13 protein-coding genes are annotated in these 13,056 nt (G+C 67.4%); 3 read left to right on the top strand and 10 right to left on the bottom strand.

Features of this window, described 5'->3' with window-relative positions:
- Nucleotides 1–2 precede the first annotated feature (2 nt).
- From AAFF19_RS01745 to AAFF19_RS01720, 6 genes are all read right to left on the bottom strand, one after another.
- Nucleotides 3–599, bottom strand: a complete 597-nt coding sequence (locus tag AAFF19_RS01745) for a UbiX family flavin prenyltransferase (RefSeq protein ID WP_182119332.1) — start codon at nucleotides 597–599, stop codon at nucleotides 3–5.
- On the bottom strand, nucleotides 592–1,005 hold the full coding sequence (locus AAFF19_RS01740; protein WP_085942542.1) for a putative zinc-binding protein: 414 nt from the start codon (nucleotides 1,003–1,005) through the stop codon (nucleotides 592–594). Before AAFF19_RS01740 ends, AAFF19_RS01745 begins: the two co-directional genes overlap by 8 nt.
- Nucleotides 1,006–1,007: 2 nt before the next feature.
- Nucleotides 1,008–1,544 carry an SCP2 sterol-binding domain-containing protein gene (locus AAFF19_RS01735; protein ID WP_182119333.1) on the bottom strand — a complete coding sequence of 179 codons (537 nt, stop codon included), beginning with the start codon at nucleotides 1,542–1,544 and terminating at the stop codon, nucleotides 1,008–1,010.
- Between the two features lie 17 nt (nucleotides 1,545–1,561).
- Entirely contained in the window at nucleotides 1,562–2,182 is a 621-nt protein-coding gene (locus AAFF19_RS01730; RefSeq protein WP_182119334.1) for a hemolysin III family protein, read from the bottom strand.
- Between the two features lie 18 nt (nucleotides 2,183–2,200).
- Nucleotides 2,201–3,163, bottom strand: coding sequence for a U32 family peptidase (locus AAFF19_RS01725; RefSeq protein WP_182119335.1), 963 nt, complete (start codon nucleotides 3,161–3,163; stop codon nucleotides 2,201–2,203).
- 223 nt (nucleotides 3,164–3,386) lie between these two features.
- Complete coding sequence (locus tag AAFF19_RS01720; RefSeq protein ID WP_182119336.1) at nucleotides 3,387–4,442, bottom strand: peptidase U32 family protein; 1,056 nt, start codon at nucleotides 4,440–4,442, stop codon at nucleotides 3,387–3,389.
- A gap of 233 nt (nucleotides 4,443–4,675) precedes the next feature.
- Between AAFF19_RS01720 and AAFF19_RS01715 the strand changes: the two genes are divergently transcribed.
- Nucleotides 4,676–5,866 carry an MFS transporter gene (locus AAFF19_RS01715; protein WP_008904616.1) on the top strand — a complete coding sequence of 397 codons (1,191 nt, stop codon included), beginning with the start codon at nucleotides 4,676–4,678 and terminating at the stop codon, nucleotides 5,864–5,866.
- Between the two features lie 76 nt (nucleotides 5,867–5,942).
- Here the strand turns inward: AAFF19_RS01715 and AAFF19_RS01710 are convergent, their stop codons facing one another.
- The 4 genes from AAFF19_RS01710 to AAFF19_RS01695 all read right to left on the bottom strand — a co-directional run bounded on the left by AAFF19_RS01710 (nucleotide 5,943) and on the right by AAFF19_RS01695 (nucleotide 10,502).
- Nucleotides 5,943–6,815 carry an alpha/beta hydrolase gene (locus AAFF19_RS01710; protein WP_182119337.1) on the bottom strand — a complete coding sequence of 291 codons (873 nt, stop codon included), beginning with the start codon at nucleotides 6,813–6,815 and terminating at the stop codon, nucleotides 5,943–5,945.
- Nucleotides 6,816–6,972: 157 nt separating this feature from the next.
- Entirely contained in the window at nucleotides 6,973–8,454 is a 1,482-nt protein-coding gene (locus AAFF19_RS01705) for a M20 family metallopeptidase (RefSeq protein WP_182119338.1), read from the bottom strand.
- Nucleotides 8,455–8,551: 97 nt separating this feature from the next.
- A complete protein-coding gene (locus tag AAFF19_RS01700; protein WP_182119339.1) occupies nucleotides 8,552–9,814 on the bottom strand; it encodes a GGDEF domain-containing protein in 1,263 nt (420 codons plus the stop codon).
- 115 nt (nucleotides 9,815–9,929) lie between these two features.
- Nucleotides 9,930–10,502, bottom strand: coding sequence for a cob(I)yrinic acid a,c-diamide adenosyltransferase (locus tag AAFF19_RS01695; protein WP_182119340.1), 573 nt, complete (start codon nucleotides 10,500–10,502; stop codon nucleotides 9,930–9,932).
- Nucleotides 10,503–10,820: 318 nt separating this feature from the next.
- On the opposite strand from AAFF19_RS01695, the gene AAFF19_RS01690 reads away from it, so the two are divergent.
- A complete protein-coding gene (locus AAFF19_RS01690) occupies nucleotides 10,821–11,201 on the top strand; it encodes an EF-hand domain-containing protein (RefSeq protein WP_182119341.1) in 381 nt (126 codons plus the stop codon).
- Nucleotides 11,202–11,386: 185 nt separating this feature from the next.
- Nucleotides 11,387–12,811 (top strand): FAD-linked oxidase C-terminal domain-containing protein, encoded by a 1,425-nt coding sequence (locus tag AAFF19_RS01685; RefSeq protein ID WP_182119342.1) that lies wholly within the window; start codon nucleotides 11,387–11,389, stop codon nucleotides 12,809–12,811.
- Nucleotides 12,812–13,056: the final 245 nt, after the last annotated feature.

Here is a 13,056-nt window from a genome sequence, read left to right as displayed (position 1 = left end):
AATTATGGAGCACTCCGCTCCAGACCCTGCCACCGGGGCGCCAGGTCGTGCTGCACATCGATAAGGTCGAGCGCGCGCGCCACGCTGTAGTCCACCACCTCGCCCACGGTCTGCGGGCGCAGGTAGAAGGCGGGCAGCGGCGGGCAGATGATGCCGCCCATCTCGGTCACGGCCACCATGTTGCGCAGGTGCGTGAGGTGCAGCGGCGACTCGCGCACCATCAGCACCAGGCGGCGGCGCTCCTTGAGGGCCACGTCGGCCGCGCGCGTGAGCAGGTTGTCGGCCAGGCCGTGCGCAATGGCGGCGAGTGTGCGCATGGAGCAGGGTGCCACCACCATGGCATGGCACTGGAACGAGCCACTTGCAATGGCCGCACCCACGTTGGCCACGTCGTGCACGCGGTGCGCCAGGGCCTCCACCGCAGCGCGGTCCATGTCCAGCTCGTGCTGCAGGTTGCGCCAGCCTGCGTCGGAGACGACCAGGTGCGTCTCGATGCCGCTCTGGCCCTGCAGCACCTGCAAGAGGCGCGCGCCATACACGGCGCCGCTGGCGCCCGAGATCGCGACGATGATGCGGCGGGTGTGGGCAGCATCAGCCATGCGAGGGCTCCACGGCGGCAGAGCGAGCCAAGGGCTGCGCCTGCTGGTCGGCCTCCACCTGCTCCAGCACCAGCGCGGCCTGCACGGGGTCGAAGTCTTCGTGGGCGCGCTTTTTCACACCGTATTGCTGCAGCTGGTAGTGCCGGTCGGCCACGATGCCGTGGCGCGCCAGCGTGCTTTTGACGCAGACCAGCGGACAGCCGTCGAGCGCGATGATGGGCCGGCCCGAGCGCACGGTCTTCATCAGGTGCGGCACGTCGCCGCCCACCCCGGCGATGCACGACATCTCGGCCACGCCGCGCCGGTCGAGCTGCAGCGCCACGTGGTTGGCCAGCTGCGCGGCGCTGGAGCAGCCCGAGCAGGAATAGACCAAGGGGTGGTTCTGGGGATGGGTGTCGGTGGCCATGCTTATCCTCCGTTGCGTGGTGTGGGGTCCAGGCGGCGCCGCAGGTGGCCCAGCACCTGGCGCGGTGCCAGCCTCTGCGCCCACTGGCGCGGGTCCAGCACCGGCAGCTCGATGGCATCGAGCGCGTTCTTCACCACCAGGCCCAGCTCGGTGTCGCCCTCCATCGACAGGCGGCGGCTGAAGAACAGCGTGTCCGGGTCTTGCTGGCGCTGGGCCAGCAGCAGGAAGTCGTGGGCCGTGGCGCTCAGCGTCACGTCGGCCACCTGCGGCGGCACCAGCGGTGCATGGGGGGCGAAGCGCTGGCCTGTCCAGGCAAAGTCAAAGGCCAGGCGCGCATCGCGCACCTGCACTCGCATCTTCTTGTGGAGCAACAAGCGGCCCACGTCATCGGGCAGGTGCCGCGCGAGCGCCAGGTTGAGCGCCGTCACCAGCAGCAGCGAGCCGGGGTAGGCGGGCAGGCGCGCCAGCAAAGCGCCCACGGGCGGCGGCACCAGCCGTGGGTTCGCGGCAGGCGTGGGCGAAGAAGGGAAAGCAGCCATAGGTCAAAGACGGGCCCTCAGGCCACGTAGAAAAACACGGTGAAGAAGTGGCAGACGCTGCCGCCCAGCACAAACAGGTGCCACAGCCCATGGCCGTGGCGAACGCGGTGGTCCAGCGCATAGAAAACGATGCCCAGCGTGTAGCAGGCCCCGCCCGCCAGCAGCCAGGCAAACCCGGCGGGCGTGAGCGCCTGCCACAGCGGCACCACGGCCACCAGCGCCAGCCAGCCCATGAGCACGTAGATGACCAGCGACAACACCCGCGCACCCCGCGCCCACCAGATCTCCTGCGCAATGCCCAGCAGGGCCAGGCCCCACACCACGCCCAGCAGCGACCAGCCCCAGGCGCCGCGCAGCGACACCAGCGCAAACGGCGTGTAGCTGCCCGCAATCAGCAGGTAGATGCTGCAGTGGTCCAGCTTTTGCAGCACGGCCTTGATGGGGCGCCGGCGCACGCTGTGGTACGCGGTGGAGGCGGCGTACAGCGCCACCAGCATGGCGCCGTAGATGCTGAACGCCACCACCTTCCACGGGTCGCCCAGGCGCGCCGCGAGGGTGATGAGCACGGCCGTGCCCGCCGTGGCCAGCAGGGCGCCCACCAGGTGGCTGATGCTGTTGAAACGTTCGCCGGGGTACATGCGGTGATTCGCTTCGCGTTATGGATGCATGGCAGGCTGCGAGGCTGCACTGCCCACAGCGCCGTGAAGCCCCTGCTCCAGGCCCGGTCGCCCGAACCAGTAGCCGTTGCAGGGCAGATCGGGCATGAAGGGCTGCATGCGCTCCACAAAGTCGGGGGTCTTTTCGGCAGCATCCCCCGCAGCCACGGCGCGGCGGGCTTCGTCAAACGCCGCGATCACCTGCGGCATGTGCTGGGCCTGCGGGCTCAGGCGCACCACGTCCACGCCCCGGGCGCGCATCGCGGCCAATTCGTTGGCCAGGTTGTAGACGCGGGCCGATTGCGTTTGTGTGCCATTGAGCACCAGAAAACCCTCGCTCTCGCGCGTGCGCAGCGGCAGTCCGTCAGCATGGTCGAGGCAGCTGAACTGGCAGTCGTCCTTGGGCAGGTTGCGGTGGCGCGCGGTGAAGCAGCGTGCCGAATAGGCCAGTGGCATGCGCCCGTAAGCAAACACCTCGGTCTCCAACCCTGCGGGCCGCTGCGCCAGCACGGCGGAGAGGGCGTCCTGCGACATTTCGAGCGGCATCACCCAGCGGGTGGCGCCCAGCTGCGCCATCCATTGCAGCGAGTGCGCGTTGTACAGGTTCAGGTGCGGTCCGGCCACAAAGGCCTGCGGCCCGGCGGGAGCACGCGCAAGGCAGCTCACGGCCCCCATATCATTGGCCTCGACCAGAAACTCGCCGTTGCCCGTGATCTTGTGCATCACGCCCACGTCGGCGCTGGACTCGATGAGCACCTGGCTGGACAAGACCGCCTCCTTGCCCGAGTCCCGCAGCATGCGCGCCAACGCCAGCCAGTCGGCCAGGCGCAGCTCATGGCGGCGTGAGCACACCGTCTCGCCCAGGTACACCACATCCACAGGCGTGGCGGCCATGGCCTCGTAGAACGCGAACACGGTGTCGCGGGGCCAGTAGTACAGCAGCGGGCCGAGAGAGAGTTTCATGGGGCGGTCTCCGGGGTTTCATCGTGATATTTCGGATTCAAAGCGGCGCACCGACCTTCGATCTGGCGCGATCCAGGCCAGGGGACGCCGCGCAAGGGCCGCCAAGCCGCGTACGCGGCGCTTCGCTGGCGTGCGCTGGCGTTGTCCCCCTTCCCCCAGCGCGAAGCGCGTAGAGAGAAGGGGGAAGCCGCGCAGCGGCTCAGGGGGTTGTCGCCTGATCATTTCATTTCCACGGCCGGTGGTAAGCACCCAGCGTGTGCTGCTGGCCTTCTGCCACCTGGTCCAGGCTGGCCATCCAGCGCGTCTTGGGCGCGTAGCGGTGGGGGTGGGCCAGGCACTGGTCCATGGCCTCGCGCCAGACCTGGGTGACCTGCGCCACATACGCGGGGCTGCGCTGGCGGCCTTCGATCTTGATGGCGCGCACGCCCATCTTGAGCAGCTGGGGCAGCAGCTCCAGCGTGTTGAGGCTGGTGGGCTCTTCGATGGCGTAGTAGTTCTCGTCATCCCCCACGTCGAAACGCCCCTTGCACAGCGTGGGGTAGCCCGCGTTCTCGCCGGGCGCATAGCGGTCGATGAGCACGCCGTTCAGGCGCGACTCGCGGCCCTGCGGCGTCTCCACCCAGCGCACGGCCTTCGGGGGCGAGCACACGCCGTGCGTGTTGGGCGATTCGCCGGTCACGTACGACGACAGTGCGCAGCGCCCCTCGACCATCACACACAGGCTGCCAAAGCCGAAGACTTCGATCTCGACCGGCGTGCGGTCGATCACCTGGCGCACCTGCTCCATCGAGAGCACACGCGGCAGCACCGCGCGCACGATGCCGAACTGCTCGCGGTAGAAGTTGATGGCCTCGTAGTTGGTAGCCGAGCCCTGCACCGACAGGTGCAGGCGCAGCCGGGGATGGCGCTGCACCGCGTAGTGCATGAGGCCGGGGTCGGCCAGGATGACCGCGTCCACGCCCAGGTCCACCGCCTTGTCCAGTGCGCTGCGCCACGGGCCGGGGTTGCTGGCCTGCGGGTAGGTGTTGAGCGCCATGAAGACCTTGCAGCCGCGTGCATGCGCATAGGCAATGCCGTTGGCGATGGCGGCCTCGTCAAAGTTGAGGCCCGCAAAGTTGCGCGCGTTGGTGGCATCACGCAGGCCCAGGTAGACGCAGTTGGCGCCGTGGTCCACGGCAGCTTTCAGGGCGGGCAGGCTGCCGGCGGGGCAGACGAGTTCCAGGGCGGGGGCTGCAGCCTCGTCGGCACGCACCGCCTCCATCGGGTTCAGGGGTTGCATCACAAACATTCAAACGCCGGCCCCGACAGGGAGCCACAGCACTGGGCGCGACCATACGGGGGAGGCCGCACGCATCCGCTGATCTTCATCAACGGCAGTGCACAATGCCGCAGCAATGCAGTCGGGTTTTGATGTGCCCCTACCTTCCCGGTGCGCCGCCCTGCCGACCGGCCTTGACTTGCATCAGTCCACCCTCCCAACGCCCTACCGCACGCCCCGAGCGCTCCCCTGCCGTGAACAAGAACCTGTGGTTGCTGGCCCTGTGCCAGGGCCTTTTCCTGACCAACAACGTTGTCTTCATCGCCATCAATGGCCTGGTGGGCCTGCAGCTCGCGCCCTTTGGCTGGATGGCCACGCTGCCGGTGATGGGCTATGTGGTGGGCGGTGCGCTGTCCACACCGCTGGTGGCCAGGACGCAGATGCGCTGGGGCCGCAAGGTGTCGTTCCAGATCGGGCTGGCCGTGGCCGTGGCATCGGCCGCGCTGTGTGCCTGGGCGGCGTTCAGCGCAAGCTTCTGGCTGCTGTGCACCGCTACGCTGGTGGCGGGCTACTACAGCGCCAACGGCGGCCTGTACCGCTTTGCGGCCGCCGAGCTGGCCAAGCCGGACTACCGCGAAAAGGCCGTGTCGCTGGTGCTGGCCGGGGGCCTGCTGGGCGCCGTGGCGGGCCCCAATCTGGCCAGCGCCACGCGCACCTTGTTCCCGGTGCCGTTTGCCGGCGCCTACATCGCGCTGATCGGCGTGGCGCTGTTGTCCATGCTGTGCATGTCGGCGATCCGCTTCGAAGCCCAGCCGGTGGTACTCAACGCGGCGGGCCAGCGCGAGCAGGGGCGCCCCTTGACTGTGCTGCTGCGCCAGCCCGCGATGGTGGTGGCCATCCTGGGCGCGGCGCTGGGCTACGGCGTGATGAACCTGCTGATGGCCGCCACGCCCCTGGCCATGCAGGTGTGCGGGTTTGACTTTGATGCGTCCGCGCTGGTGCTCGAATGGCACGTGATCGGCATGTTTGCCCCCGGCTTCTTCACCGGGCACCTGATCAAGCGCCTGGGCGTGCTGCCGGTGATGGGCGCGGGTGTGGCGCTGAACTTCGCTTGCGTGGCCGTGGCCCTGATGGGTGTGGAGCTGCACCACTTCGGCATCGCGCTCTTCCTGCTGGGCGTTGGCTGGAACTTTCTGTTCACCGGCGGCACCGCCCTGGCCATGACGGCCTACCGCCCCGAGGAGAAAGACCGCGCCCAGGCCGCCATCAACTTCTGCGTGTACGCCACGCTCGCGCTCAGTGCCTTTTCATCGGGGGTGCTGGTCACCACGCAGGGCTGGACGCTGCTCAATGCGGGCTCGCTCGTGCCCATTGCGGTGACAGGCGCGGCGCTGGTATGGCTGGCAAGGCATCGCCGCCGTGCGGTGCCGGAGACACCAGCCTGACAAACGGACAAATGCTATATTATTTATAGCTGCTAACGCTTGTCACACAAGCGCCGGAGCCCATTTTTGCTTTGAGTCACGCGGGACAACGCTGCACCAGCCACCGCCGGAGCATGTCGAACACCGGCTCGGCCAGTTCCGGGCTTTCGTTGAACAGCTCGTGGTACAGGGGCTCGAAGCAGTGGGACTGCACCACGGCCTTGGGCGCTGCCGCGGCAAACGCCCGGCTGCCGGCAGGGTTGACCAGCTTGTCGCTGCCCGCCCACAGCAGCAGCGTGGGCACGCTCCAGTGCGCGGCCCGCGCCACCGTGGCGGGCCCGGCGGAGGCGATGAAGCGGGCCAGGCGGGCGCTGATGCGGTCGTGGCACAGCGGATCGGCCAAGTAGGCGGCGGCAACGGCAGGGTCGTGCGACAGGTACTGCGCGTCCAGCCCGTTGCCTACCCGCAGGTTGGGTGCGACGTGCGGCAAGGTGGCCAGCAGCAGCTTTTGCACGGCGCCCAGCCCCGCGTCGAGCGCGGGGGAAGACAGCACCAGTGCATCCACGGGCCGCATCTTCAGCGACACAAAGCGCGACGCCACCAGCCCACCCATGCTGTGGCCCAGCAGCACCAGGGGCTGGCCTGCAGGGACGCGCGCCCGGGTGGCGTCCACCAGGTCGGCAAGGTCGTCCAGCAGCCGCATGTCCGACGTCAGCCCGCCGCGCGGCCCGGCCGATTCACCATGGCCGTACTGGTCGTAGCCGCGCGCGGCAAACCCCCAGTCGTTCAGGCGGCGTGCCAGTGCGTCGTAGCGGCCCACATGCTCGCCCAGGCCGTGCACCAGCAGCACTGTCCCCCGGCAGGGCTCACCTTCTGGCAAGGGCCAGTCCTGCACGGCCAGGTTCTCGCCATCGCTGGCGGTGAAGGTGGTCAGGGTCGAGGGCGCAAGCTCGTCGTCGTCGAGGGTCATGGTCAAAGGGCTGGGTCGGACAAGGGAACAAAACGCGGATCAGGCGGGGCGCAATACCGGGGATGCCGAGCAAGGGCCGCCCCGCAGCGAGGGCATCGTCCTCCTTCCCGAAGCCGCGCAGCGACTTCGAGCGAAGGGGGGGAAGGCGCGCAGCGCCTCAGGGGGTTGTAACCGAGTTTTCCGCCATGGCGGCAATCACATGGGCCACCGACGCCGTAAGGCGCTTGGCGTAAGGCACATGCAAAAACTCGTTGGGGCCGTGCGCGTTGCTCTTGGGGCCGAGCACGCCGCAGACCATCATCTGCGCTGTGGGGAAGCCTTCGCTGAGCATGTTCATCAGCGGGATGGTGCCGCCCTGGCCGATGTAGCCGCAGGACGTGCCGAAATGCGCCTGGGAGGCCTCGTTGAGCGCCTGCTCGAACCACGGCGTGGTGCTGGGCGCGTTCCAGCCGGTAGCGCCGCTGGTGCCCTGGAAGGTGACCTTGGCCTGGTAGGGCGCGTTGTCTTCGAGCAGGGTTTTCAGCTCCTGCACGGCCTGGGCTGCATCCACCAGCGGGGGCAGGCGCAGGCTGAGCTTGAAGGCGGTGTAGGGGCGCAGCACGTTGCCGGCGTCCTGAAGCGCGGGAAAGCCTTCGGCGCCGGTGACGCTGAGCGTGGGTTCCCAGGTGCGCTTGAGCAGGGCCTGGACCGGGTCGGTGGTGGTGGGCAGCGCGAAGGTGGTGGAGCCGCCGCAGTCGTAGTGCGCCCAGGGAAAGCGGCGGTAGACCTCTTCGCCCAGGATGGCCGCCGTGGCGCGGGCCTGGGCCAGGCGGTCTGCGGGCACTTCGCAGTGGAAGCTCTGGGGCAGCAGACGGCCGGTCTTGCTGTCTTCCAGCCGGTCGAGCACCTGGCGCATGATGCGGAACGACGAGGGCACCAGGCCCGAGGCGTCACCGGAGTGGATGCCCTCGGTGAGGATCTCCACCTTGAGCGTGCCGGTGGCCATGCCGCGCAGGCTGGTGGTGAGCCACAGCTGTTCGTAGTTGCCGGCGCCCGAGTCCAGGCACACCACCAGCGCCACGTTGCCCATGCGGGGCTTGAGGGCGTCGATGTAGGGCAGCAGGTCGCGCGAGCCGCTTTCTTCGCAGGTTTCGATCAGGCCCACGATGCGCGGATGGGGCACGTTCTGGCGCTTGAGCTCCTGCACGGCGGCAATGCTGGCATACACCGCGTAGCCGTCATCGGCGCCGCCGCGGCCGTAGAGCTTGCCGTCCTCGTACTTGGGGGTCCAAGGGCCCAGATCGCTGCGCCAGCCAGAGAACTCGGGTTGCTTGTCGAGGTGGCCGTACATCAGCACGGTGTCGGTGGCGCCGGCCTGGGTGGACTCGATCTCGAAGAACAGCACGGGGGTGCGGCCTTCCAGGCGCACCACTTCCAGCTTCAGCCCCTCCACCTTCTGCGATTCGACCCAGGCGGCGGCGTTGCGCACCACGGTGTCCAGCAGGCCCTGCTCGGCCCAGTCGGGCGAAAACATCGGCGACTTGGCGGGGATGGCGATGTAGTCGGTGAGCTGGCGCACGATGTCGTTGTCCCAGGCCTGGCTCACCCGCTCCAGGGCGAGTGCAGGTTGCAGGACATTGGGGGGAACACGGGCGTTCATAAAAAGGCTCTCCTGAAAACGGGTGATCTTGTGGACCGAAACCTGCATTCCAACACAAGGTCTGTGCAGACGCCAACCTAGCCGCACATGCCCGCGCTCAGTACCGGGATGCCGCGTCCGCGCCCGAATAGCTGTCGGCGGTGGCCTGGGATGCGGGGCGCCGCAAGGCCGTGGCCACCTCCACGCGGTTGCGGCCTTTTTCCTTGGCCTCGTAGAGCGCCCGGTCTGCCGCCGCTATCAGCATGTCCCAGCTGTCGCCGGGCTCCAGGCGCCCACCGAACACGCCGATGCTCACGGTGACGGCAATGGTCTGGCCCTCCGCGCTCGCAGCACCCGCGCCCGCATCGCCGCTGGTGCGAACCGGGCAGCGGGATTCTTCCACCGCCCTGCACAGGTACCGCGCCAGCTGCTCGGCGCCTGCCAGCGTGGTGTCGGGGAGCACCACCATGAACTCCTCGCCGCCATAGCGGCCCACCAGGTCTTGCGACCGCACGCGCGCACTGAGCACATTCACCACACTGCACAGCACCTGGTCGCCCACGGGATGGCCGTAGCGGTCATTCACGTGCTTGAAATGGTCGATGTCCACCATCATGAGCGCGATCGATTCGCGGGTGCGCACGGCACGGGCCACGTCACGGTCCAGCGCGGCAATCAGCGAGCGCCGATTGGCCACCCCCGTGAGCGGATCCAGCGCGGCCATCATGCGGTTGTTCTCGTCGGCGCGGTCGCGTGACATGAACACAAACCCTATCGAGCTGACCAGCACCACCGTGAACGTGGCCACAAAGGTGAGGGTCTGCAGGCCGCTGCCCTGCAGGATGTTCGTGGCGCCTGCGCCCCCCTGCAACCCCATGGCCAGCAACGACCGGCCCAGCAACACCGCGCCTTCCAGCGCAAACCCGGCCACCAGCAGCCACTGCCCGCGCCCCACGGTGGACCGGCGGTGCTCCAGCGCGATGGCCATCGCCCACAGGGCCTGCAGCCCGATCATGAGACCGACCCAGCCCACCCGCGCCGCGAAGTTGTCCATGAACACGATCACCAGTGCCGTAACCAGCGCCGGCGGCACCAACAGCAGCAGCCAGCGGGGCTGGCGCCCCTGGAACTGGTAGATGGCGGCAATCATCGCCACGAACACACAGGACCACAGCAGGTTGCCCACCACGATGGACAGCACATCCGGTACCCGGCCGCGCAGCATGAGCAGCACATGCCCCAGCGCGTTGACGAGCAGGCCCGCCGCCCAGTAGCCCAGCCCATCGCGTCGTCGCCCCCAGCCCACCACGGCCAGGGAGGCCGCCATCAGCAGCGAACTGACGATGATCATCGCCAGCATGGTGGGAACGTGGGCAGCCATGAAATGCAGGGACAGCAAAGGATGGGGGGGGTTTCAGGCCAGCATAAACCAAGGTGGGCAAAACCGGAGCCAGAAAAATTGCACCAGCCCCCGGTGCAACCCGCTGCGGTTCCGGCTACTCGCTGCCGACTTCCTGCCGGGCCAGGCGCTCGCTCTTCCAGTACACATCGTCGCCGCCATCCACGCGGTTGAGCACGCGGGCGAGCACGAACATCAGGTCGGACAGGCGGTTGAGGTACTGGCGTGGAGCGTCGTTGATCGCCTCCTCATTGCCCAGCGCCACCACCGCCCGTTCGGCACGCCGCGCTACCGTGCGGCACACGTGGGCCTGTGATGCCGCACGTGTGCCTGCGGGCAGGATGAATTCCTGCAGCCGGGGCAGTGCAGCGTTGTGCTCCTCCAGGGCCTCATCCAGCTGCAGCACGGCCTCTTTCTTGAGCAGTTCAAACCCCGGGATCGAGAGCTCGCCACCCAGGTTGAACAACTGGTGCTGCACCTGCACCAGCAACCCGCGCACGGCGTCAGGCAGCGGCTCGCACAGCAACAGGCCGATGTGCGAATTGAGCTCATCGACATCGCCCATGGCGTGAATGCGCAGGCTGTTCTTGGAAACCCGGTGGTTGTTGCCCAGGCCGGTGGTGCCGGCATCGCCGGTGCGGGTTGCGATCTGTGTGAGCCGGTTGCCCATGGTGACCTCGTGATGGTTATGTAATGGCGCGAGGAGCGCGCACGGTCCGCGCGGCCCACTCGGGTGAATATGACCATTGTGGCCGCTGCCAGCCAACACGGTGATTGCTCCGGCTAAAGAGCCCTCGCCGCCACCGGGCCAGTCGTCCGGACTACACATTTCGCCACAACCCGGCCACAAAGGTTCACACGCGGGCCCCACAGCGTTACACCGCGCTGGCAAATGTTGGCACGGGCAACAGCGGGCAAGAGTGCTGGCGCTGCCAGTGCTGCCGCGGTGCAATAAAGCCCTGTTCAACTTCGAAGGAGCCTGGCTCTTATGAAAGCACTGCAACGACGCAGCTATTCGTTCGATACCCGCAGCGTGATGCTTTTTGCGGCCCTTGCCTTGGGCGGCGCGGCCGCATTGCACGCACAAACGGCAAGCGCATCCCCCCAGTTCGGTCCCGGCGGCAAAGGCAACGCCCAGAGCAGTGGCTCTGGCTACACCATCGGCCCGGCCCCCGCCAACTCCAAGGCACCCGCCACCGCGAGCGCCGCGTCCGCAGCGTTCGAGCGGGCGGATACCAACCAGGACGGCCAGCTGAGCGCGCAAGAAGTTGCCCGCCTGCCGGCCATCGTGCAGAGGTTCAACGAGCTCGACACCGACAAGAACGGTACGCTGTCTCGCGAAGAGTTTGAAAAAGGAGCACAGTCCTGACCCTGCCCGGAAAGCGCCAGCCCGGGCCGCCATGCCCTGCCGACGCCTTCCCCCCGTAGACGGGTGCTAGCCCGTGAAGGCCTGTCTGCGCTGGAACTCCAGGGCGTGGACAGGCCTTCGCACGTTCCAAGCGTCGCGCAGTACATCCAGGTGGTATTCTTTTTGGCCCTTTCCGGAGACATGCCATGAACGCCCCGACCGCCGCCGCCCACCTCCTACCCGAGATCCACCTGCGGGACGTGCCACAGGCCCTCATCGACGGGCTGCAGGCGCGCTTTGGCGCGCAGTGCTCCCTGGCCCAGGCGGTGCGCGAGCAGCACGGCCGCGACGAGGGCTCGCTGCAGGCCCCACCGCCCAGTGCCGTGGTGTTTGCCGAAAGCACGCAGGACGTGGCCGATGTGGTGCAGCTCGCCAGTGAATATGAAGTGCCGGTGATCCCCTACGGCGCGGGCTCGTCGCTCGAAGGCCATCTGCTGGCCGTGCAGGGCGGCATCAGCATCGATGTGAGCCGCATGAATCGCGTGTTGAGCATCAACGCCGAAGACCTCACCGTGACCGTGCAGCCCGGCATCACACGCAAGCAGCTCAACGAGGCCATCAAGGACACGGGCCTGTTCTTCCCCATCGACCCCGGTGCGGATGCCAGCATTGGCGGCATGTGCGCTACCCGCGCCAGTGGCACCAACGCCGTGCGCTACGGCACCATGCGCGAGAACGTGCTGGCGCTGCAGGTGGTCACCGCCGGCGGCGAAGTCATCCACACCGGCACGCGCGCCAAGAAGAGCAGCGCCGGCTACGACCTAACCCGCCTGATGGTGGGCAGCGAAGGCACGTTGGGCATCATGACCGAGATCACGGTGCGCCTGTACCCGCTGCCCGAGGCCGTGAGCGCTGCCATCTGCTCGTTCCCGAGCATTGAAGCGGCCGTGCGCACCACCATCCAGACCATCCAGCTGGGCGTGCCGATTGCGCGCGTGGAGCTCATCGACCACCACACCGTGCGCATGGTCAACGCACACAGCAAGCTCACCCTGCGCGAGGAACCCATGCTGCTGATGGAATTCCACGGCTCCCCCGCCAGCGTGAAGGAGCAGGCCGAGACGGTGCAGGACATCGCCAGCGAGTTTGGGGGCAACGCGTTTGAATGGGCCAGCACGCCCGAAGAGCGCACACGCCTGTGGACAGCCCGGCACAACGCCTACTTCGCCGCCGTGCAAAGCCGCCCCGGCTGCCGCGCCATCAGCACCGACACCTGCGTGCCCATCAGCCGCCTGGCCGACTGCCTGCTCGACTCGGTGCAGGAGGCCGAGGACAGCGGCATCCCCTACTTCCTCGTCGGCCACGTGGGCGACGGCAATTTTCACTTTGGCTACCTGCTTGACCCCAACATCCCTGAAGAGCGCGTGACCGCTGAAGACCTGAACCACAAGCTCGTGGCCCGCGCGCTGAGCATGGGCGGCACCTGCACCGGCGAGCACGGCGTGGGCCTGCACAAGATGGGCTTTCTGGTGGATGAAACCGGCGCTGGCGCGGTGGACATGATGCGGGCCATCAAACGTGCGCTGGACCCGAAGAACATCCTGAATCCGGGGAAGATTTTTTCGCTGTAGTCGCAGGTTGAATGCGCTCAGGGCGGAACGCTATGTTTTTTATAGCTATTAGCGCTTGTCCAATAAGCGCTGGACGCCGTTTTGACTAGGATTTTCTCCTCAAAAGCACCGCAGCTTTTTTAAAGAGCGCCGCTTGCGGCGCTTTTTTCATGCCCTTTGAGCCTTCACGTCGGCGAATAGCAAGGGAGCAAGGCTCAACTTAGAGATACATTTTTTGACAAAAGCCTGCGAACCCAGACAATGAA

The organism is Acidovorax sp. FHTAMBA (assembly GCF_038958875.1).
Classification (GTDB): domain Bacteria; phylum Pseudomonadota; class Gammaproteobacteria; order Burkholderiales; family Burkholderiaceae_C; genus Acidovorax.
Note: the sequence above shows the minus strand (reverse complement) of the source record. Positions and strands in the feature narration are given on the sequence as shown.

Bases quoted from the DNA above. Each gene is read 5' to 3' on its own strand.
- AAFF19_RS01745 (WP_182119332.1), bottom strand. From the start codon at position 599: ATGGCTGATGCTGCCCACACCCGCCGCATCATCGTCGCGATCTCGGGC.
- AAFF19_RS01740 (WP_085942542.1), bottom strand. From the start codon at position 1,005: ATGGCCACCGACACCCATCCCCAGAACCACCCCTTGGTCTATTCCTGC.
- AAFF19_RS01735 (WP_182119333.1), bottom strand. From the start codon at position 1,544: ATGGCTGCTTTCCCTTCTTCGCCCACGCCTGCCGCGAACCCACGGCTG.
- AAFF19_RS01730 (WP_182119334.1), bottom strand. From the start codon at position 2,182: ATGTACCCCGGCGAACGTTTCAACAGCATCAGCCACCTGGTGGGCGCC.
- AAFF19_RS01725 (WP_182119335.1), bottom strand. From the start codon at position 3,163: ATGAAACTCTCTCTCGGCCCGCTGCTGTACTACTGGCCCCGCGACACC.
- AAFF19_RS01720 (WP_182119336.1), bottom strand. From the start codon at position 4,442: ATGCAACCCCTGAACCCGATGGAGGCGGTGCGTGCCGACGAGGCTGCA.
- AAFF19_RS01710 (WP_182119337.1), bottom strand. From the start codon at position 6,815: ATGACCCTCGACGACGACGAGCTTGCGCCCTCGACCCTGACCACCTTC.
- AAFF19_RS01705 (WP_182119338.1), bottom strand. From the start codon at position 8,454: ATGAACGCCCGTGTTCCCCCCAATGTCCTGCAACCTGCACTCGCCCTG.
- AAFF19_RS01700 (WP_182119339.1), bottom strand. From the start codon at position 9,814: ATGGCTGCCCACGTTCCCACCATGCTGGCGATGATCATCGTCAGTTCG.
- AAFF19_RS01695 (WP_182119340.1), bottom strand. From the start codon at position 10,502: ATGGGCAACCGGCTCACACAGATCGCAACCCGCACCGGCGATGCCGGC.
- AAFF19_RS01690 (WP_182119341.1), top strand. From the start codon at position 10,821: ATGAAAGCACTGCAACGACGCAGCTATTCGTTCGATACCCGCAGCGTG.
- AAFF19_RS01685 (WP_182119342.1), top strand. From the start codon at position 11,387: ATGAACGCCCCGACCGCCGCCGCCCACCTCCTACCCGAGATCCACCTG.